We start from the raw sequence: 19,353 nt of genomic DNA on the forward strand, positions 1-19,353 counted from the left end.
GAGCGACCACGCATTTCGCCCCCGGGTACCGCGGACGGGGCCGCTCGCCACCTGGAGGCGCCCGCGCCCCGCGTCTCGGGGTGTCCGCGCCCGTCGAGCGTCGGCGGGCCGTTCCGGCAGCCCGCGCGCTGACAACGGCCGAAGGCGACGGAATCAGTCGCGCTCAGCGCGCAACACATCTGATCTCGTCATAAGCTGGCAGGGTTCGCGACGGATCAGTGCATCCAGCGGCTAGGCTCTAGCCAGCGCGGCGGTCGTCGAGGTCTTTGCACTTTCTGCAGCGGAACATCAGGGAGGTCACCAGTGAGCACCGTGGAGCAGAGTCGGCATCTCGCCACCGCAATCCCGGGTCCCCGGTCCTCGGAGCTGATCGCCCGCAAGAACACAGCGGTCTCCCGCGGCGTGGGCACCACCATGCCTGTGTATGCGGCGAGGGCGTTCGGCGGCATCGTCGAGGACGTCGACGGCAACCGGCTCATCGACCTGGGCTCCGGAATCGCCGTCACCACGATCGGCAACGCCTCCCCCCGGGTCGTGGCGGCCGTCGGCGATCAAGCCGCGAACTTCACCCACACCTGTTTCATGGTCACGCCCTACGAGGGTTACGTCGCGGTCGCCGAAGCTCTCAACCGGCTCACACCGGGAAGTGATGAGAAACGCTCCGCGCTGTTCAACTCCGGCTCCGAAGCCGTCGAGAACGCCGTCAAGATCGCCCGCAGCTACACCGGCAAACAGGCGGTGGTGGCGTTCGACCACGCCTACCACGGGCGCACCAACCTCACGATGGCGCTGACCGCCAAGTCGATGCCCTACAAACACGGTTTCGGCCCCTTCGCACCCGAGGTCTACCGGGCTCCGCTGTCCTACCCCTTCCGCGACGCCGAGTTCGGCAAGGAACTGGCCACCGACGGTGAGTTGGCCGCGCGCCGGGCGATCACCGTGATCGACAAGCAGGTCGGCGCGGCGAACCTGGCCGCGGTCGTCATCGAGCCGATCCAGGGCGAGGGCGGGTTCATCGTCCCCGCCGAGGGCTTCCTGCCCACACTGTTGGCCTGGTGCCGCGCCAACGACGTGGTGTTCATCGCCGACGAGGTGCAGACCGGCTTCGCGCGCACCGGGGCGATGTTCGCCTGCGAGCACGAGGGGATCGTCCCGGATCTGATCGTGACCGCGAAGGGCATCGCCGACGGGATGCCGCTGTCGGCGGTGACCGGACGCGCCGAGATCATGGACGCCCCGCACGTCAGCGGACTGGGCGGCACCTATGGCGGTAACCCGGTGGCCTGCGCGGCCGCGTTGGCCACCATCGAGACCATCGAGGCCGATGGCCTGGTCGCACGCGCGGCCCAGATCGAGTCCTTGATGAAGGACACGCTGTTCCGTCTGCAGGCCGAGGACGATCGCATCGGAGACGTGCGCGGACGCGGGGCGATGATCGCGGTCGAGCTGGTCAAGGCAGGCACCACCGAGCCCGATGCGGAGCTGACCCGCGCGCTGTGCGCCGCCGCCCACCAGGCCGGGGTGATCGTCCTGTCGTGCGGCACGTTCGGCAACGTGCTGAGGTTCCTGCCGCCGCTGAGCATCAGCGACGAACTCCTGCGCGAGGCGCTCGACGTCCTCGAACTGATTCTGCGCGACCTGTAGAACGCCGCGACCGCCCAACGATTAGGGAGACATCCATGACCACGGTTCAGAACTTCATCGACGGCCAGCGGGTCGACTCGTCGAGCGGTGCCACGATGCCGCTGATCGACCCCAGCACCGGCGAGCAGTACGGCACCGCACCGGTGTCCAACGAGCAGGACATCGACACCGCCTACGCCGCGGCCGCCAAGGCGTTCAAGGACTGGAAGAAGACCACCCCCGGCCAGCGGCAGAAGGCCCTGCTGGACTTCGCCGACGACGTGGAGAAGGCCGCCGAGGACCTGGTCGCCGCCGAAGGCCGCAACTGCGGCAAGCCCAACCACGTCACCATGGCCGAGGAGATCCCGGCGATGGTCGATCAGATCCGGTTCTTCGCCGGGGCGGCGCGGGTGCTCGAGGGAAAGTCGGCCGGCGAGTACATGGCCGACCACACGTCCTGGATCCGCCGCGAACCCGTCGGTGTGATCGGCCAGGTCGCGCCGTGGAACTACCCGATGATGATGGCCATCTGGAAGATCTGCCCGGCGCTCGCGGCCGGTAACACGGTGGTCATCAAGCCCAGTGACACCACCCCGGTGACGACGGTGATGCTGGCCGAACTCATGGCCAAGCACGTGCCGGGCGGGGTGCTCAACGTCGTGACCGGCGATCGCGTCACCGGGTCCAATCTGGTGGCGCACCCGACACCGGAGATGGTGGCGATCACCGGTTCGGTGGCTGCGGGCAAGGCCGTCGCGGTCAGCGCCGGGGGCAACCTGAAACGCACGCACCTGGAATTGGGAGGCAAGGCACCGGTCGTCGTCTTCGACGACGCCGACATCGCCGCGGCCGCAGAGGGCATCGCCACCGCAGCCTATTTCAACGCCGGCCAGGACTGCACGGCCGCGACGCGGGTGTTGGCCTCGGCGTCGATCGCCGCTGACCTGACCGCAGCCCTTGCCGAGCAGGCCAAGGGTGCGACGACGACGTTCGGCCGGCCCGCCGACGACGAGGACGCCTGGGTTCCCCCGGTCAACAACGTCAACCAGATGGAGCGCGTGCTGTCCTTCTTCGAGGACGTCCCGGCCCATGCGACGGTGGCCGTCGGCGGTAACCGACAGGGCGACAAGGGCTTCTACGTCGAGCCGACCGTCGTCGGGGGGCTGCGCCAGGACGACCGGATGATCCAGCAGGAGATCTTCGGCCCGGTCATCACGGTCCAGTCGTTCGGCGACGAAGACGAGGCGATCGCCTGGTCGAACGGCGTCGAATTCGGCCTCGCCTCGTCGGTGTGGACGAAGGACGTGTCACGGGCCATCCGGGTGTCCAATGCGCTGGACTTCGGCTGCGTGTGGATCAACACGCACATCCCACTGGTCGCCGAGATGCCGCACGGCGGCTTCAAATCGTCCGGACACGGCAAGGATCTGTCCATGTACGGGCTCGAGGACTACACCCGCATCAAGCATGTGATGGCCTACACCGGCTGATCGAACACCGCCGACGCGTCGGCGGCGAGAAGTGCTGCGACGATGTCACGGATCTCGTCGGCGGTGAACGCGTCACCGTCGGCGTCGTACGCGATGAGGTCGGAGACCACATCGTCGCCCGGCAACCGGCAGCGGTCGGCCACCAGCACGTCGGCGTAGGCCTGCAGGGCGGCGCGGACCTCACCGGTGGCCGCCAGGTCGGCCCAGCGCGCCAACGGCCACCAGTCGCGCTGCGGGACGCCGAGAGCGGCGTAGAGCGCGCATCGCTGCGGCCCGAGGACGACGGCGGCTGCGTCGTCGCAACCGGCGCCGCTCGAGCGTGCCTCGACCAGCTGCGCCACTCGCCGGGACCGCGACTGCCCGCCCATCGCCACTCTCCTTCCGTGAGTCAGGTCACATTAATTAGTTGATCTACACAAGACTACCCCGCGGGACGGCAGCACAACCGGCGCGACGACCCCGAGTGCGATCCCGCGACCCGCGATGCACAGCAGATTGACAGCCCCCGGGGGCACCCGGCCGGAATACATTTAGTTTTACTAACGTAGTTTTTGGCAGACGCAACGACGCGCCCCCGATGTCCCAGATTCGCTTCGAGGATGCTTGATGACACACCACGACCCTGACCCGCAGATCGTTGACCGCATCGCCCAATTGCGCTCCACCGATCCGCAATTCGCCGCCGCGATGCCCGACGAGGCGGTCTCGTCGGCCCTGGATCGACCCGACATGCGACTGCCCGACATCATCGCGACCGTGCTCGAGGGCTACGCCGAGCGACCGGCACTGGGTCAACGCGCCGTCGAATTCACCACTGACCCGCGGAGCGGGCGGACCGCTGCGAGACTGCTGCCCCACTTCGACACCGTCACCTACGGTGAACTGTCCCGGCGCATCGGCGCTCTGGCTGCGGCGCTCGACGACGTCGCCCCGGGCGACCGGGTGGCGCTGTTGGGCTTCACCAGCGTGGACTACACGACCATCGACATGGCGCTGGCGTCGATCGGCGCTGTTTCGGTCCCACTGCAGACCAGCGCAGCGCTCTCTGCGCTGGCACCGATCGTCGCCGAGACCGAACCCGTACTCATCGCCTCCGCCGTCGACCATCTGGCCGACGCCGTCGAACTGGCCCTCACCACTCCCACCGTCTCGCGGGTCGTCGTCTTCGACACGCTCCCCGAACTCGACGACCACCGCGAAGCAGTGGCCACCGCGCGAAACACCCTGCGTCGGCACAGCGGCACCGCCGTTGACCTCACGACGATCGGTGAACTCGTCGAACGGGGCGCCGAATTGCCGCCCCGCACCCCCACCATCGCGACCGACGACAACCCACTCGCCCTGCTCATCTACACCTCGGGAAGTACGGGCGCACCGAAGGGAGCCATGTATCCCGAGCGGTTGGCAGCCGGCGCCTGGCGGCAGTCCTTCCGCGCGAACTGGGGCGATCACAGCTCCGCGCCATCGATCACCCTGAACTTCCTGCCGATGAGCCACATGATGGGCCGCGGCCTGCTCTACGGCACCCTGGGCGCGGGCGGGACCGCGTATTTCTCTGCGCGCAGCGATCTTTCGACTTTCCTCGAGGACCTCGCGCTGGTCCGTCCCACTCAGTTGTCATTCGTGCCACGAATCTGGGACACGATCAGAAACGAGTTCGACACGATCCTGGGCAAACGAGCCGACGACGACACCGCCGCCGTGTTCGCGCAGATGCGCACCGAAGTGCTCGGCGGTCGTTACGTGACCGCGATGACCGGGTCCGCTCCCCTGTCACCCGAGATGACCGCGTTCGCCGAGGAGCTGCTCGGCATCCACCTCGTCGACGGCTACGGGTCCACCGAAGCGGGCGCGGTGTTCGTCGACGGACAGGTCCAGCGGCCACCGGTGTCGGACTACAAACTGCTCGACGTGCCCGAACTTGGCTACTTCCACACCGACCGGCCGCATCCCCGCGGGGAGTTGCTGGTCAAGTCCGAGACATTGATTCCCGGGTACTACCGACGGCCGGAGGTGACCGCGGCGATGTTCGACGCCGACGGCTACTACCGCACCGGAGACATCGTCGCCGAGGTCGGACCCGACCACCTGGTCTATCTCGACCGGCGCAACAACGTCGTAAAGCTCTCCCAGGGCGAGTTCGTCGCCGTGTCGGCGCTGGAAGCCGGCTTCGCCGACAGCCCGCTGATCCGCCAGATCTATCTCTACGGCAACAGTGCCCGCCCGTATCTGCTCGCGGTGGTCGTGCCGACCGAAGAAGCCTTGGCCACTTCGAATCCGAAATCAGCTGTCGCACAATCGCTTCACGAGGTCGCGCGGACCGGAGGCTTGCAGTCGTTCGAGATACCTCGGGACTTCCTGATCGAGACGACGCCGTGGACCACCGAGAACGGGATGCTCACCGGTATCCGCAAGCTGGCCCGGCCGAAGTTGAAAGAGCGGTACGGCGACCAGCTCGAGACGCTGTACTCCGAGCTGGCGGCCGAGCAGTCCGACGAGTTGCAGTCGCTGCGGCGCGATGGCAGCCAGGGCCAGGTGCAGGACACGATCGTTCGGGCCGCGGCAGCGCTGCTGGGCGCGACGTCGACCGACATCGCCCCCGATGCCCACTTCACCGACCTCGGGGGTGACTCCCTGTCGGCACTGACGTTCGCCAATCTGCTGGCCGACGTCTTCGACGTCGAGGTTCCGGTGTCGGTGATCGTCAGCCCCGCCAACGATCTCGCCGCGCTCGCCGGGTACATCGAGGCCGTGCGGGAGCCGGGCGCCAGCCGGCCCACCTTCGCCTCGGTGCACGGCGCGGGCGCAGCACAGGCACACGCCCGCGACCTCAGGCTGGACAGGTTCATCGATGCTCAGACGCTGGCCGCCGCGTCGGCGCTGCCCGGCCCGAGCGCGCAGGTCCGCACGGTGCTGCTCACCGGTGCCACCGGATTCCTCGGCCGTTACCTGGCGTTGGACTGGTTGCAACGGATGCAGCTGGTGGGCGGCACCGTGATCTGTCTGGTTCGCGGCCGAGACGACGTCGCAGCCCGCGACCGGCTCGACCGGACCTTCGACAGCGGGGATCCCGACCTGCTGGCGCACTACCTCGAGATGGCCGACGGCCACCTCGAGGTGCTCGCCGGCGACAAGGGCGACCCCGACCTCGGACTGGACGCGTCGACGTGGCAGCGCCTGGCCGACACCGTGGACCTCATCGTCGACCCGGCGGCGTTGGTCAATCACGTGCTGCCGTATCGGGAGTTGTTCGGCCCCAACGTCGTCGGCACGGCCGAGCTGATCAAGCTCGCTCTCACCAGCAAGCTCAAGCCGTTCGTCTACACCTCGACCATCGGCGTGGCCGCCGGGATCGAGCCGGGCCGGTTCACCGAGGACGGCGACATCCGGCAGATCAGCGCGACGCGCGCGGTCGACGACGACCCCGCGACCGGATACGCCAACGGTTACTCGAACAGCAAATGGGCAGGTGAGGTGCTGCTACGCGAGGCCAATGAGGCCTTCGGACTGCCTGTCTCGGTGTTCCGCTGCGACATGATTCTCGCCGACACCAGCTACGCCGGTCAGTTGAACCTGCCCGACATGTTCACCCGGCTGATACTGAGCCTGGTGGCCACCGGCATCGCCCCGGACTCCTTTTACGAACTCGACGCCGACGGCCGCAGGCAACGCGCCCACTACGACGGTCTGCCAGTGGAGTTCATCGCCGAGGCGATCTCGACCCTCGGCCCGCTCACCGGCCCGGCCTTCGAGACCTACCACGTGATGAACCCGTACGACGATGGCATCGGACTCGACGAGTTCGTGGACTGGATCATCGAATCCGGCGTGCCGGTGCGCCGCGTCGGCGAGTACCACACGTGGCTGACACGCTTCGAGACCGCGATGCGCGCGCTGCCGGAACGCCAGCGCCAGGGTTCACTGCTGCCGTTGTTGCACAACTATCAACGGCCCGAGACGCCCCTGCGCGGGTCGGTGGCGCCCACCGACCGATTCCGGGCGGCCGTGCAGGAAGCCAAGATCGGACCCGACAAGGACATCCCGCACATCACGCGCGGCATCATCGCCAAGTACGTCAGCGATCTGCGGCTGCTCGGCCTGCTAGACCGCTAGCTTGTGGTCGTCATGCCGGCCCCGGCGACCGAACAGCGACGACAGCCGCTCCCGCGCCGACGGCTTGTGAGCGACAGCCGCGTCGTGTTGCGTGGTGACCTCGGCGTCGTGGTCGGTGACGGCGTCGCGGTCGGCCACGGCGTCGCGGTCGGTTACGGCGTCACGGTCGGCCAAGGCGTGTGCCCGGGTCTCGGCGTAAGCGATGTCGCGTGCACTGCGCACCGACAGCCGTCCCAACGCCAGCGCACCCAGGAACACGATGACCGCGCCGAGACCGTAGAAGTAGGTCAGCTCCAGCCACACCCGCTGGGCCTCGGTGGAGGCCACCGGAACACCGACCTCGCCGAGTCCCAGCGGGCCGGCCAACGCACGCCCGACCACGAACCACGCCCCGGCGATTATCGCCATCCACGTGCCGAGCATGGCGGTGGCGCGGTTGCGTGAGGTCAGCATCAGGAAGCCGCCGACGACGGCGACGACGCCGGGCAGCACCTCCAGCCAGCCACGTCCCGCCGTCCAGGTCCACGCCTGATCGGGGCTGAAGGCGAAATTGAAGTAGGGCCCGACGAAGGGCACCAGCGCGCCCCACAGACCCAGAACGATGACCAGAAGCCCGCTGGCGGCACCGCGACTGCGGGGAATGTGCAGCGCGCCGCCGCGACTGCGGGTGGTGGTGTCAGCCATGATTCTCCTCCTCGGATATGCCCAGCGGATACCCGTGCCGGCTTCGGCATAACCTCGGGCGGCAACCAGTTTCGCCGCGCCCGGTGACGAGCCCAGCTAGTCGAACAGCCCGCCCTGCCCCAGCCCCACGGCTCCGCTCGGCGGCGTCAGACCCAAGTGCGTCCAGGCCAGCGCCGTGGCCACCCGCCCCCGGGGGGTCCGCGCGATCATGCCCGCCCGCACCAGGAACGGTTCGCACACCTCCTCGACGGTGGTGGCTTCCTCCCCCACCGCCACCGCGAGCGTGGACACCCCGACCGGTCCGCCGCCGAAGCTGCGGGTGAGCGCCGTCAGCACCGCCCGGTCGAGACGGTCGAGGCCGAGCTCGTCGACGTCGTAGACCTCGAGCGCGTACTTGGCGATGTCGCGGGTGATGACGCCGTCGGCGCGCACCTCGGCGTAGTCGCGGACGCGGCGCAGGAGCCGGTTGGCGATGCGCGGGGTGCCGCGGGAGCGGCGGGCGATCTCGGCGGCGGCCTCGGCACCCAGCTCGATCCCGAGGATGCCCGCCGACCGGGCCAGCACCCGCTCCAGCTCGGCGGGCTCGTAGAAGTCCATGTGCGCGGTGAAACCGAAGCGGTCCCGCAGTGGGCCGGTGAGAGCGCCGGATCTGGTGGTGGCGCCGACCAGCGTGAACGGTGCCACCTCCAGCGGGATCGAGGTGGCGCCCGGCCCTTTGCCGACCACCACGTCGACGCGGAAGTCCTCCATCGCCAGGTACAGCATCTCCTCGGCCGGCCGGGCGATGCGATGGATCTCGTCGATGAACAACACGTCGTGTTCGACGAGATTCGACAGCATCGCGGCCAGATCCCCGGCGCGTTCGAGGGCCGGGCCCGACGTGACCCGCAGCGACGAGCCGAGTTCGGCGGCGATGATCATCGCCAGCGAGGTCTTGCCCAGCCCGGGCGGACCGGACAGCAGGATGTGGTCGGGGGTGCCGCCGCGATTCTTGGCGCCCTCGAGCACCAGCTGCAGCTGCTCACGGACCCGTGGCTGACCGATGAACTCGCCGAGGGAGCGGGGCCGCAAGCTGGCGTCGATGTCGCCTTCGCCCACTGTCAGAGCGGGCGTGACCTCCCGGTCGTCGGCATCTTCGGGCTCCTCGGCGCCGGACGAGAAACGACCCATGTCACTTCTTGCCCAGCATGGACAGCGCCGCGCGCAACGCGACCGACTGGTTGGCGTCCGGATCGTCGGCGAGCACCTTGTCGGTGGCTTCCTCGGCCTGCTTCTGCGCGAAACCCAGCCCGATGAGCGCTTCGACCACCGGCCCGCGCACGGTGAAACCACCCGCGGACGCGACGCTCGAGGACACCGCGACCCCGACCTTGTCCCGCAACGTCAGCACGAGCAGTTCGGCGGTCTTCTTGCCCACCTTCGGGATTCTGGTCAGTGCGGTGACGTCCCCGTCACCGATGGCCTGGCGCAGACTCGCGCCGTCGTACATCGCCAGCGCACCGAGCGCGATGCTCGGCCCGATACCCGACACCCCGAGCAGGGTCAGGAACAGGTCGCGGGCGTCGGAGTCGGCGAACCCGTACAGCGTCATCGAGTCTTCGCGCACGATCATCGCGGTGATGAGCCGGGCCTCGGATCCGCGGCGCAGCGTCGCCAGCGTCGCCGGCGTGGCCATCACCTTGTAGCCCACACCGGCGGCCTCGATCACGACGTGATCGAGAGCGATGTCGAGCACCTCCCCGCGCACGGCGGCGATCATGTGCGGACCGCCTTGAGCCGGGCCTGGTACTTGCGGCGCTGCTCGGCGGCCATCGCCTCGGCGGCCGCCATGCGCGCGATCATCGGCGCGCGCCAGCAGTGGCAGATCGCCAGCGCGAGCGCGTCCGCCGCGTCGGCCGGCGTCGGTTTCTGCTGCAGCGCGAGGATTCGGGTGACCATCTCGGTGACCTGCGATTTGCCCGCACGCCCGTTGCCGGTGACGGCGGCCTTGACCTCACTGGGGGTGTGGAAGTGCACGTCGATGTCGCGACGCGCCGCGGCCAGGGCGATGACCCCACCCGCCTGGGCGGTGCCCATCGCGGTGTTGGCGTTCTGGTTGGAGAACACCCGCTCGATGGCGACCACATCGGGCAGATGCGTGTCCATCCAGTGCTCGACGGTGTCGGAGATCGTCAGCAGACGCTTGTGCAGCGGCTGTTCGGCGGGGGTGCGCACGACGTCGACGTCGAGGGCGATCACCTGGCGACCCTGCCCACTCTGGATCATGGACAAGCCGCATCGCGTCAACCCGGGGTCGACACCCATCACTCGCACGACAGCATCCTCACGGAGAACATTTGTTCGAGAGCCTAGCCGTCGACCCCGACGATGCGGGGCAGGGACACGCGGTGAGCCGAGGCGGGCTCAGTCCTCCTCGAGCGCCGCGGCGACGTCGTCGGGGATGTCGATGTTGGTGTAGACGTCCTGGACGTCGTCGCTGTCTTCCAGCGCGTCGACGAGTTTGAGCACCTTGCGGGCGGCGTCGAGGTCGACCGGGACCGTCACCGAGGGCTGGAAACTCGCGTCTGCCGATTCGTAGTCGATGCCCGCCTCCTGCAACGCGGTGCGCACGGCGACCAGATCGGTTGGCTCGGAGATGATCTCGAAGCTCTCGCCGAGATCGTTGATCTCCTCGGCGCCGGCCTCCAGGACCGCGGCCAGAACGTCGTCTTCGGACAGGCCGTTCTTCTCCAGCGTGATGATGCCCTTGCGGGAGAACAGATAGGACACCGAACCGGGGTCGGCCATGTTGCCGCCGTTGCGGGTCATCGCGACCCGGACCTCACCGGCCGCCCGGTTCTTGTTGTCGGTCAGACACTCGACGAGCACGGCCACCCCGCTGGGCCCGTAGCCCTCGTAGGTGATGTTCTGCCAGTCCGCGCCGCCGGCCTCCTCGCCGCTGCCGCGCTTGCGGGCACGCTCGATGTTGTCGTTGGGCACCGAACTCTTCTTGGCCTTCTGGATGGCGTCGTAGAGCGTGGGATTACCCGCCGGGTCACCGCCGCCGACGCGGGCGGCGACCTCGATGTTCTTGATCAACTTCGCGAACATCTTGCCGCGGCGGGCATCGATGACGGCCTTCTTGTGCTTGGTGGTGGCCCACTTGGAATGGCCGCTCATGTTCCGAACTACCTTCTCTTCTTCTCGCTGACGTCTGAAGTCCGACTGATCAGTCTACGTGGGGGTTCGGTGGGACCGAACCATGTGGGCCCGGGCGACGGCGCTGGTTGACAACTGTTAACTCAACCACACTTCGGACCATTCGAACTTACTCCGAAGTAGGGTCGCAGCCATGACGTTCTCCCTGGATTTGTCCTCCGACCTGGTCGACGTGCAGAAGTGGGTTCACGAGTTCGCCGCCGACGTCATTCGTCCGGCCGCCGCGGAGTGGGACGAGCGCGAGCAGACGCCGTGGCCGATCATCCAGGAGGCGGCCAAGGTCGGCCTCTACTCGATGGAGTTCTTCGCCGAGCAGACCACCGAGCCCAGCGGGCTCGGCATGATCGTGGCGTTCGAGGAGATGTTCTGGGGTGACGCCGGTATCGCGCTGGCGATCCTGGGCACCGGACTGGCCGCCGCCTCCGTCGCCGCCACGGGCACCCCCGAACAGGTCGGCGAGTGGGTGCCGCAGATGTTCGGCACCATCGACGATCCGAAGGTCGCGGCGTTCTGTTCCTCGGAACCCAATGCCGGCTCCGATGTCGGGTCGATCCTCACCCGCGCCCGTTACGACGAGGCGACCGACGAGTGGGTGCTCAACGGCACCAAGACCTGGGCCACCAACGGCGGGATCGCCAACGTCCACGTCGTGGTCGCCTCGGTGCATCCCGAGTTGGGCACGCGCGGACAGGCGTCGTTCATCATCCCGCCGGACACGCCGGGGCTGAGCCAGGGACAGAAGTTCCTCAAGCACGGCATCCGCGCCTCGCACACCGCCGAGGTGGTCCTCGAGGACGTGCGGATTCCCGGCCGGCTCATCGTCGGCGGCAAGGAGAAGTTCGACGCGCGCATCGCCAAGGTTCGCGAAGGCAAGCGGGCCGCCGGCCAGGCCGCGATGGCGACGTTCGAACGCACCCGCCCGACGGTCGGGGCGATGGCCGTCGGCGTGGCTCGCGCGGCCTACGAGTATGCGCGTGACTACGCCTGCGAGCGTGAGCAGTTCGGCCGCAAGATCGGTGAGTTCCAGGCCGTCGCGTTCAAGCTGGCCGACATGAAGGCGCGCATCGACGCCGCCCGGCTGCTGGTCTACCGCGCCGGCTGGATGGCCCGCAACGGCAAGGAGTTCACCTCCGCCGAGGGGTCGATGGCCAAGCTGGTGGCCAGCGAGACCGCGGTGTACGTCACCGACGAGGCGATCCAGATTCTCGGCGGCAACGGCTACACCCGCGAATACCCCGTGGAGCGGATGCACCGCGACGCGAAGATCTTCACGATCTTCGAGGGCACCAGCGAGATCCAGCGACTGGTGATGGGCCGGGCCATCACCGGCCTGCCCATCCGGTGACGCCGGCCTAAGCGCGCCCCTCGACCATCTCGACGAACAGGGCGTGTACCCGGCGGTCGCCGGTCATCTCGGGGTGGAACGCGGTCGCCAGCGTGCGGCCCTGCCGCACCGCCACGGCGTGTCCGGCCGCGCTGGCCAACACCTCCACACCCGGGCCGACCCGCTCGGCCCACGGCGCGCGGATGAACACCGCGTGCACAGCGGAGTCGAGGCCACCGAACTCGAGGTCCTCTTCGAACGAGTCCACCTGCCGGCCGAACGCGTTGCGGCGCACCGTCATATCGATCGCCTTCAGCGGCGTCGCCTCCCGCCCCGCGGCGCCCGCGTCGAGGATCTCCGAAGCCAGCAGGATCATCCCGGCGCACGAACCGTAGGCGGGCATCCCGTCGGCCAGCCGCGCGCGCAGCGGCTCGAGCAGGTCGAACTCACGCAGCAGGTGACTCATCGTCGTCGACTCACCCCCCGGAATGACCAGCGCGTCAACGGAATCGAGCTCGGCGCGGCGCCGCACGGTCAGCGGTTCGGCCCCGGCGGCGCCCAGCGCGGCCAGGTGCTCGCGGGTGTCGCCCTGCAACGCGAGCACACCGATGCGTGCGCTCACGGCCGGCCCGGGGTGAAGTCGCGGGAGTACCGGGTGAGCCCCTCCTGCATGACGGCGGCGACCATGTCGCCGTACCGGTTGAAGATCTTGCCCTGGGTCAGCGAGCGCCCGCCGCAGGCCGACGGCGACGACTGGTCGTACAGCAGCCACTCGTCGGCGCGGAACGCGCGCATGAACCACATCGCATGATCGAGCGAGGCGACCATCAGATGCTTGCGTTCCTCGACGTGGTTGACCTGGGCCGAGCCCAGCAGCGTGAGATCGCTCATGTAGGCCAGTGCGCAGATGTGCAGCACATGATCGTCGGGCAGCGGGTCGCGGTGGCGGAACCAGACCTGCTGTTGGGAAGCCATGCCCTCGCGCAGCTCCAGTTGATCGCGCGGCACGATCCGGACGTCCCATTCGTCGAACTGCCGGAAGCTGGCGTCGTCGAAGACCCGGCTTGCGGCCTTGAAGTCGGGGATGTCGTCGGGCGGCGGGGCCGACGGCATCGCGTCCTGATGCTCGATGCCGCTCTGGTCGGTCTGGAACGACGCCGACATGGAGAAGATGGTCTCGCCGTGCTGGATCGCGTTGACCCTGCGGGTCGCGAACGATCCCCCGTCGCGCAGACGCTCCACCAGGTACACCGACGGTGCTCGGGCGTCCCCGGGGCGCAGGAAGTAGCCGTGCAGCGAGTGCACCTGGAACTTCGGGTCCACGGTGCGCACCGCCGACACCAGCGACTGGCCGGCCACATGACCACCGAAGGTGCGCTGCAGAAAGCCGGATTCGGGGCTGAAGACCCCGCCGCGGTAGATGTTGACTTCGAGTTGCTCGAGGTCGAGGATCTCCTCGATCGCCATCGGGTGGCGCTACCAGCCGCGTTCGGCCAGGCGGTGCGGCTGCGGGATGTCGTCGACGTTGATGCCGACCATGGCCTCCCCCAGCCCGCGCGACACCTTGGCCAGCACGTCGGGGTCGTCGTAGAAAGTGGTCGCCTTGACGATGGCGGCGGCCCGTTCGGCCGGGTTGCCGGCCTTGAAGATGCCGGAGCCGACGAACACTCCTTCGGCGCCGAGCTGCATCATCATCGCCGCGTCGGCGGGGGTGGCGATGCCGCCGGCGGTGAACAGCGTCACCGGGAGCTTGCCGGCCCGCGCCACCTCGGCGACCAGCTCGAACGGCGCCTGCAGCTCCTTGGCGGCCACGTACAGCTCGTCTTCCGACAGCGACGTCAGCCGGCGGATCTCGCCACCGATCTTGCGCATGTGGGTGGTGGCGTTCGAGACATCGCCGGTCCCTGCCTCGCCCTTGGAGCGGATCATCGCGGCACCCTCGGTGATGCGCCGCAGCGCCTCGCCGAGGTTGGTGGCACCACACACGAACGGCACGGTGAACTTCCACTTGTCGATGTGATGGGCGTAGTCGGCGGGGGTCAGCACCTCGGACTCGTCGACGTAGTCGACCCCGAGGCTCTGCAGGATCTGGGCCTCCACGAAATGCCCGATGCGCGCCTTGGCCATCACCGGGATGGTGACCGCGTCGATGATGCCCTCGATCATGTCGGGGTCGCTCATCCGCGACACCCCGCCCTGGGCCCGGATGTCGGCAGGCACCCGCTCGAGAGCCATGACGGCGACCGCTCCGGCTCCCTCGGCGATCCGCGCCTGTTCAGGGGTGACCACGTCCATGATCACGCCGCCCTTGAGCATCTCGGCCATACCGCGCTTCACCCGCGCGGTCCCCCGAGCGGACGGGCCCTCGGCCTGCGAGGGGAACGTCCCCGGCCCTTCACCCGACAGTTGGGATTCCACACCTATCTCCTTAAATCGCTACCGATCCAGTCTAGATGCGGCGGCAAATGCATTCGATCCGCGCGTATGGGTGAGGAACGCCACTGTCCTCACCTGATCGGCTGCGGCGACCTCTCCGACAGCGCGCCCGGCGTGTCAGCCAGGACGTTCGCCTCCTCGAGCACCTCGCCGAGCTGGCGCGGGTACACCGTCTCACCGATGGCGACCAGACCAGCGATCATTGTCGCATCGCACCACCGGTGGGCATGGATGTAGGTCCGTTCCAGCCCGGAACGGCCGGACTCGGAGGGCTCGAACCGGCCGGTGCGGTACACGAAGTACATCTCTTCGCTTCGGATCACCGCCCCGTTGAACTCGATGACCGCATCCCGCCGCCAGATCGGTCCGACGAGGTCGGCGGGCGACACCCGCAGACCGGTCTCCTCCTCGACCTCGCGGGCGGCGGCCTGTGCGAGCGTCTCGCCGACCTGCACGGCCCCGCCGATCGTGAACCACCAGCGCGGCGCCGGGTCCACCCCGCTGGCCGGATCCGAACCGCACAGCAACAACACCGCGCCGTCGGTATCGAGCAGGATCACCCGCGCCGACGTGCGCCGGGTCACCGGCGCGACCTCGCGGGTGGACACCTCACCACCCTCAGATATCTCGAAATAGCTTGGCAGCGCCGCGGTTCCGCCCAATCGCAGGGTGCGCACCAGCGGGCGTTCCCGCAGTGCGAGGGTGTCTCGGACCGCGTCGTTGTGGAAACGCCGGGCCAGCAGCACCCGGGCCTCCGCGTCGGCCAGCTCGGCGACCAGAGCCAGTGGCAGCGACGCGGGATCGACCCGCGCCAGCGCGGCGGACAGTTCGTTCTCCGCCGCCTCCCGGGCCTGCCGCGGTGCACGTTCGGCGGCATCGGCGAGCGCGGCCAGGCGACGCCCGTCGGGTCCCTCGCCGTAGGCGTCGACGGCGACTGCGCGCGCCACCACCGCGCGGCGCGCCAGCGCCCCGTCGAGGGCCTGCCACGACAGGTCGTAGCGCACGTGCAGCCGGTCCAGCCGGTTGGCGGTCTGATACGCCCACCCCACGACCACGGCGACGAGCACCACCACCGCCGCGACGATGAGCGCGGTCAGCACCGGGATCACAGCGGCCTCCCGCTGGTCTCGTGACGTCCGGCCACCCGCACTTTGACGCCCGAGCCGGCGACGGTCTCGTACACCCGCATGATCTGGGCGGCCACCACCGACCAGTCGAATCGCGCCACCGCCGCGCTCGCGTGCGCGGTGTAGCCCGACCGCACACCGTCGTCGGCGAGCACGTCGATCAGTCCGTCAGCCAGCGCCGCCGAGTCGTCGACGGCCACCAGCCGACCGCACCTGCCGTCCTCGAGGACCCGCCGGAACGCGTCGAGGTCGCTGGCCACCACCGCGGTGCCGGCAGCCATCGCTTCGACCAGCACGATGCCGAAGCTCTCCCCGCCGGTGTTGGGAGCGCAGTAGACATCGGCGCTGCGCATCGCCGACGCCTTCTCCGCGTCGTCGACCTGCCCCAGGAACCGCAGGTGCGAGGCCAGCGGACCGGCCTGCTCGCGCAGCTCGCGCTGGTCACCGCGGCCCACCACCAGGACCTCCACGTCGGCGAAGCGGTCGACCAGCGCCGGCAGGGCCCCCAGGAGCACGCTCATGCCCTTGCGCGGCTCGTCGAAGCGCCCGAGGAACAACACCGTCTTGCCGACACGCGGGTAGCCGGGCAGCGGCGGGGCCGAGGCGAAGGACTCGACGTCGACACCGTTGGGGATCTCGACGGCGTCACTGCCCAGCGCCTCCATCTGCCAGCGCCGCGCCAGGTCCGACACCGCGATGCGGCCGACGATCTTCTCGTGCATGGGACGCAGAATCGGCTCGAACACCGACAGCGTCAGCGATTTCGTCGTCGACGTGTGAAAGGTGGCCACGATGGGACCTTCGGCGATGTTCAGCGCCAGCATCGACAGGCTCGGGGCGTTCGGCTCGTGCAGATGCAGCACGTCGAAATCACCGTGTATCAACCATCTCTTGACCCGGCGGTGGGTGGCCGGGCCGAAGCGCAGCCGAGCCACCGACCCGTTGTAGGGAATCGGCACCGCGCGCCCGCCGGAGACCACGTAGTCGGGCAGCACGCCCTCGGCGGACGCCGGTGCCAGCACACTGACCTCGTGGCCCAGCCCGGTCATCACGTCGGCCAACTGCAGCACGTGCGACTGCACCCCGCCCGGAACGTCGAACGAGTAGGGACAGACCATGCCGATCCGCATCAGCGTGCCCTCACCCGGCCCCGGGATCATCCCCGGCGCTTCGCGCCGAACCCGAGCGGTCGAGTTCGCCCGCCAGCCGGGCGCGGCGTTCCTCGGACAGGTCCGCAAGCCACTGGGGCTGCATCATGTGCCAGTCGGCCGGGTGCTCGGCGATGTTGGCGGCGAACCGGTCGGCCATGGCCTGGGTGATGACCGTGACGTCACCGGAGGAGGTGTCCAGTTCCGGGTAGACCTCCATCCCCCACCCATCGCCGTCGAACCAGCAGTGCACCGGGAACAGCGCGGCACCGGTGGCCAGGGCCAGCCGGGCGGGGCCGCCGGGCAGTCGGCTCGGCTCCCCGAAGAAGTCGACCTGGACACCGGTGCGGGTCATGTCGCGGTCGGCCATCAAACAGACCACACCGTTGTTCAGCAGCCGGTCCCGCAGCACCTCGAACGGCGGTCGCGGACCACCCGACAGCGGCACCACCTCGAAGCCGAGGCGCTCCCGGTAGGCCAGGAACCGGTTGTACAACGATTCGGGTTTGAGCCGCTCGGCGACCGTCGCGAACGATCCGTGGTGCTGCACCAGCCACACGCCGGCCATGTCCCAGTTGCCGCTGTGCGGCAGCGCCAGCACCGCGCCCCGACCATCCTCGAGCGCTGCCCACAGCATGTCGATGCCGGCCACGGTGAGTCGCCTGCCGATCTCGGCATGGTCCATCGACGGCAACCGGAACGCCTCGCGCCAGTAGCGGGCGTAGGACGCCAGCGACGCCCGCATCACCTCGTCGGGTACCTGGTCGGGCGCCACCCCGAGGACCCGGGCGAGATTCTTGCGCAGCTGCTCGGGTCCGCCGTTGCGCGCCGCATAACCGGCGCCCGCCCCGAACACGCTGCGCGCCAAGAATTCCGGGGCGGCTCGCACCAATCGCCAGCCCGCCGCGTATCCCCAGTCGCTGAGCTGAGACCGCACCAGGGACGGGACGGCGAACAGGCCACCGTGGCCGTCGCCGGCATCCGTCACGTGCTGCGTCATTGGTCGGTGGGCTCCGGTTTGTCGGCTCGCTCACCGCAGGCGCGGTCCATCGCGGTCGGCGACGTCCGCACGCTGTGCAGCCGCTGGCCCACCGTGACCACGCTGGCCACGGCGAGCACCCACATGGCGGCGGGCAGCATCCAGGGCAGGGGAAAGAACGGCAGGTCGGCCAGCAGGCAGCCGAGCAGCACGATCACCAGGCGTTCGGGACGCTCGATCAGGCCGCCGTCGCCCGACAGCGCGGTGGCCTCCGCGCGGGCCTTGATGTAGGAGATGACTTGCGAGGACACCAGGCAGATCATCGTCGCGACCACCAGTTCGGGGCTGTGCAGGCCGAACGCCGCCCACCACAGCAGCCCGCAGAACACCGCCCCGTCGCTGATCCGGTCGCAGGTGGCATCGAGCACCGCCCCGAACCGGGTGCCGCCGCCGCGCTGGCGGGCCATCGCCCCGTCGAGCATGTCGGCCAGCACGAAGAACCCGACCACCAGGGCGCCGGCGAACAGCTGCCCCATCGGGAACAGAGTCAGCGCACCCAGCACCGTGCCCGCCGTTCCCAGGATCGTGACGCTGTCGGGGGTCAGGCCCAGCCGTAACGCACCTCTGGCGACGGGCCGCGACAACTTCGCGTACGCGGCCCGCGTCATCAGGTAGAAGTCACTCACGGCTGCTTGTCCCATTCGGCGGCCAGCAAGGCGCGGGTGTCACGCAGCAGCTGCGGGATCACCTTGGAGTCGCCGATGACGGTGATGAAGTTGGCGTCGCCGCCCCAGCGCGGGACCACGTGCATGTGCAGGTGCTCGGACAGCGAGCCACCGGCCGACGTGCCGAGATTGAGGCCCACGTTGAAGCCGTGCGGCCGCGACACCGCCTTCATGACCCGGATCGCTTTCTGCGTGAACGCCATCAGCTCGCAGCTCTCGGCGTCGGTGAGGTTCTCCAGCTCCGCCACCCGGCGGTAGGGCACCACCATCAGGTGCCCCGGGTTGTAGGGGTACAGGTTGAGCACCGCGTACACCAGCTGTCCGCGCGCCACCACCAGCCCGTCCTCGTCGGACATGTTGGGGATGTCGGTGAACGGTTCAGAAGACGCTGCCGAGCCGGCCTTCACCGCGTCGGCGATGTAGGTCATCCGGTGTGGCGTCCACAACCGCTGCAGGTGGTCCGGCTCGCCGACTCCCCGGTCTACGATCCTGTCCTCCGGATCCAC

18 protein-coding genes are annotated in these 19,353 nt (G+C 68.9%); 4 read left to right on the top strand and 14 right to left on the bottom strand.

Annotated features, from left to right (window positions below):
- The first annotated feature begins 303 nt into the window (after nucleotides 1-303).
- The gene (gabT, locus tag ACEWX3_RS16930) at nucleotides 304-1,644 is read left to right on the top strand and encodes a 4-aminobutyrate--2-oxoglutarate transaminase (RefSeq protein WP_374157145.1); all 1,341 of its coding nucleotides are present in this window, start codon (nucleotides 304-306) and stop codon (nucleotides 1,642-1,644) included.
- A gap of 35 nt (nucleotides 1,645-1,679) precedes the next feature.
- Nucleotides 1,680-3,113, top strand: coding sequence for an aminobutyraldehyde dehydrogenase (locus tag ACEWX3_RS16935; protein WP_374157146.1), 1,434 nt, complete (start codon nucleotides 1,680-1,682; stop codon nucleotides 3,111-3,113).
- On the opposite strand, the gene ACEWX3_RS16940 is transcribed toward ACEWX3_RS16935, so the two are convergent.
- Complete coding sequence (locus ACEWX3_RS16940; RefSeq protein WP_374157147.1) at nucleotides 3,101-3,481, bottom strand: hypothetical protein; 381 nt, start codon at nucleotides 3,479-3,481, stop codon at nucleotides 3,101-3,103. The two genes, ACEWX3_RS16935 and ACEWX3_RS16940, sit on opposite strands and share 13 nt — an antisense overlap.
- A 238-nt stretch (nucleotides 3,482-3,719) precedes the next feature.
- On the opposite strand from ACEWX3_RS16940, the gene car reads away from it, so the two are divergent.
- Nucleotides 3,720-7,226 (top strand): carboxylic acid reductase, encoded by a 3,507-nt coding sequence (gene car, locus ACEWX3_RS16945; RefSeq protein WP_374157148.1) that lies wholly within the window; start codon nucleotides 3,720-3,722, stop codon nucleotides 7,224-7,226.
- Here the strand turns inward: car and ACEWX3_RS16950 are convergent.
- The 5 genes from ACEWX3_RS16950 to ACEWX3_RS16970 form a co-directional block, all read right to left on the bottom strand.
- Nucleotides 7,215-7,910 (bottom strand): hypothetical protein, encoded by a 696-nt coding sequence (locus tag ACEWX3_RS16950; protein ID WP_374157149.1) that lies wholly within the window; start codon nucleotides 7,908-7,910, stop codon nucleotides 7,215-7,217. The genes car and ACEWX3_RS16950 overlap by 12 nt on opposite strands.
- A gap of 96 nt (nucleotides 7,911-8,006) precedes the next feature.
- Nucleotides 8,007-9,080, bottom strand: coding sequence for a Holliday junction branch migration DNA helicase RuvB (ruvB, locus tag ACEWX3_RS16955; RefSeq protein ID WP_207067620.1), 1,074 nt, complete (start codon nucleotides 9,078-9,080; stop codon nucleotides 8,007-8,009).
- A 1-nt stretch (nucleotide 9,081) separates the two neighbouring features.
- Nucleotides 9,082-9,669, bottom strand: a complete 588-nt coding sequence (ruvA, locus tag ACEWX3_RS16960) for a Holliday junction branch migration protein RuvA (RefSeq protein ID WP_207067619.1) — start codon at nucleotides 9,667-9,669, stop codon at nucleotides 9,082-9,084.
- Complete coding sequence (gene ruvC / locus ACEWX3_RS16965; protein ID WP_207067618.1) at nucleotides 9,666-10,223, bottom strand: crossover junction endodeoxyribonuclease RuvC; 558 nt, start codon at nucleotides 10,221-10,223, stop codon at nucleotides 9,666-9,668. The genes ruvA and ruvC overlap by 4 nt, the downstream gene beginning before the upstream one ends.
- 90 nt (nucleotides 10,224-10,313) lie before the next feature.
- Nucleotides 10,314-11,069, bottom strand: coding sequence for a YebC/PmpR family DNA-binding transcriptional regulator (locus ACEWX3_RS16970; protein WP_207067617.1), 756 nt, complete (start codon nucleotides 11,067-11,069; stop codon nucleotides 10,314-10,316).
- Between the two features lie 172 nt (nucleotides 11,070-11,241).
- Between ACEWX3_RS16970 and ACEWX3_RS16975 the strand changes: the two genes are divergently transcribed.
- Complete coding sequence (locus tag ACEWX3_RS16975; RefSeq protein ID WP_374157150.1) at nucleotides 11,242-12,453, top strand: acyl-CoA dehydrogenase family protein; 1,212 nt, start codon at nucleotides 11,242-11,244, stop codon at nucleotides 12,451-12,453.
- Between the two features lie 7 nt (nucleotides 12,454-12,460).
- On the opposite strand, the gene pdxT is transcribed toward ACEWX3_RS16975, so the two are convergent.
- The 8 genes from pdxT to ACEWX3_RS17015 all read right to left on the bottom strand — a co-directional run bounded on the left by pdxT (nucleotide 12,461) and on the right by ACEWX3_RS17015 (nucleotide 19,353).
- Nucleotides 12,461-13,054: a pyridoxal 5'-phosphate synthase glutaminase subunit PdxT gene (pdxT, locus tag ACEWX3_RS16980; RefSeq protein WP_374157151.1), complete on the bottom strand. Its 594-nt coding sequence runs from the start codon at nucleotides 13,052-13,054 to the stop codon at nucleotides 12,461-12,463.
- Nucleotides 13,051-13,899 (bottom strand): acyl-CoA thioesterase II, encoded by an 849-nt coding sequence (gene tesB / locus ACEWX3_RS16985; protein WP_207067613.1) that lies wholly within the window; start codon nucleotides 13,897-13,899, stop codon nucleotides 13,051-13,053. The genes pdxT and tesB overlap by 4 nt, the downstream gene beginning before the upstream one ends.
- 9 nt (nucleotides 13,900-13,908) lie before the next feature.
- Nucleotides 13,909-14,757, bottom strand: coding sequence for a pyridoxal 5'-phosphate synthase lyase subunit PdxS (gene pdxS / locus ACEWX3_RS16990; RefSeq protein WP_235682624.1), 849 nt, complete (start codon nucleotides 14,755-14,757; stop codon nucleotides 13,909-13,911).
- A gap of 182 nt (nucleotides 14,758-14,939) precedes the next feature.
- The gene (locus ACEWX3_RS16995; protein ID WP_374157152.1) at nucleotides 14,940-15,977 is read right to left on the bottom strand and encodes an NUDIX domain-containing protein; all 1,038 of its coding nucleotides are present in this window, start codon (nucleotides 15,975-15,977) and stop codon (nucleotides 14,940-14,942) included.
- Nucleotides 15,974-17,125 (bottom strand): glycosyltransferase family 4 protein, encoded by a 1,152-nt coding sequence (locus ACEWX3_RS17000; protein ID WP_374159879.1) that lies wholly within the window; start codon nucleotides 17,123-17,125, stop codon nucleotides 15,974-15,976. The genes ACEWX3_RS16995 and ACEWX3_RS17000 overlap by 4 nt, the downstream gene beginning before the upstream one ends.
- 10 nt (nucleotides 17,126-17,135) lie before the next feature.
- Complete coding sequence (locus tag ACEWX3_RS17005) at nucleotides 17,136-18,143, bottom strand: phosphatidylinositol mannoside acyltransferase (protein ID WP_374157153.1); 1,008 nt, start codon at nucleotides 18,141-18,143, stop codon at nucleotides 17,136-17,138.
- The gene (gene pgsA / locus ACEWX3_RS17010; protein ID WP_286183256.1) at nucleotides 18,140-18,808 is read right to left on the bottom strand and encodes a phosphatidylinositol phosphate synthase; all 669 of its coding nucleotides are present in this window, start codon (nucleotides 18,806-18,808) and stop codon (nucleotides 18,140-18,142) included. Before pgsA ends, ACEWX3_RS17005 begins: the two co-directional genes overlap by 4 nt.
- On the bottom strand, nucleotides 18,805-19,353 hold the full coding sequence (locus ACEWX3_RS17015) for an HIT domain-containing protein (protein WP_207067609.1): 549 nt from the start codon (nucleotides 19,351-19,353) through the stop codon (nucleotides 18,805-18,807). The genes pgsA and ACEWX3_RS17015 overlap by 4 nt, the downstream gene beginning before the upstream one ends.

The sequence above is a fragment of the Mycobacterium sp. G7A2 genome (assembly GCF_041902445.1).
GTDB lineage: Bacteria > Actinomycetota > Actinomycetes > Mycobacteriales > Mycobacteriaceae > Mycobacterium.

What these genes read in the sequence shown, in the direction of transcription:
- ruvB (WP_207067620.1), bottom strand. Translation starts at nt 9,080, where the DNA reads ATGGGTCGTTTCTCGTCCGGCGCCGAGGAGCCCGAAGATGCCGACGAC.
- tesB (WP_207067613.1), bottom strand. Translation starts at nt 13,899, where the DNA reads ATGGCGATCGAGGAGATCCTCGACCTCGAGCAACTCGAAGTCAACATC.
- ACEWX3_RS16935 (WP_374157146.1), top strand. Translation starts at nt 1,680, where the DNA reads ATGACCACGGTTCAGAACTTCATCGACGGCCAGCGGGTCGACTCGTCG.
- ruvA (WP_207067619.1), bottom strand. Translation starts at nt 9,669, where the DNA reads ATGATCGCCGCCGTGCGCGGGGAGGTGCTCGACATCGCTCTCGATCAC.
- ACEWX3_RS16970 (WP_207067617.1), bottom strand. Translation starts at nt 11,069, where the DNA reads ATGAGCGGCCATTCCAAGTGGGCCACCACCAAGCACAAGAAGGCCGTC.
- ACEWX3_RS16950 (WP_374157149.1), bottom strand. Translation starts at nt 7,910, where the DNA reads ATGGCTGACACCACCACCCGCAGTCGCGGCGGCGCGCTGCACATTCCC.
- ACEWX3_RS17005 (WP_374157153.1), bottom strand. Translation starts at nt 18,143, where the DNA reads ATGACGCAGCACGTGACGGATGCCGGCGACGGCCACGGTGGCCTGTTC.
- car (WP_374157148.1), top strand. Translation starts at nt 3,720, where the DNA reads ATGACACACCACGACCCTGACCCGCAGATCGTTGACCGCATCGCCCAA.
- ACEWX3_RS16975 (WP_374157150.1), top strand. Translation starts at nt 11,242, where the DNA reads ATGACGTTCTCCCTGGATTTGTCCTCCGACCTGGTCGACGTGCAGAAG.
- pdxS (WP_235682624.1), bottom strand. Translation starts at nt 14,757, where the DNA reads ATGGCCGAGATGCTCAAGGGCGGCGTGATCATGGACGTGGTCACCCCT.
- ACEWX3_RS16940 (WP_374157147.1), bottom strand. Translation starts at nt 3,481, where the DNA reads ATGGGCGGGCAGTCGCGGTCCCGGCGAGTGGCGCAGCTGGTCGAGGCA.
- ACEWX3_RS17000 (WP_374159879.1), bottom strand. Translation starts at nt 17,125, where the DNA reads ATGCGGATCGGCATGGTCTGTCCCTACTCGTTCGACGTTCCGGGCGGG.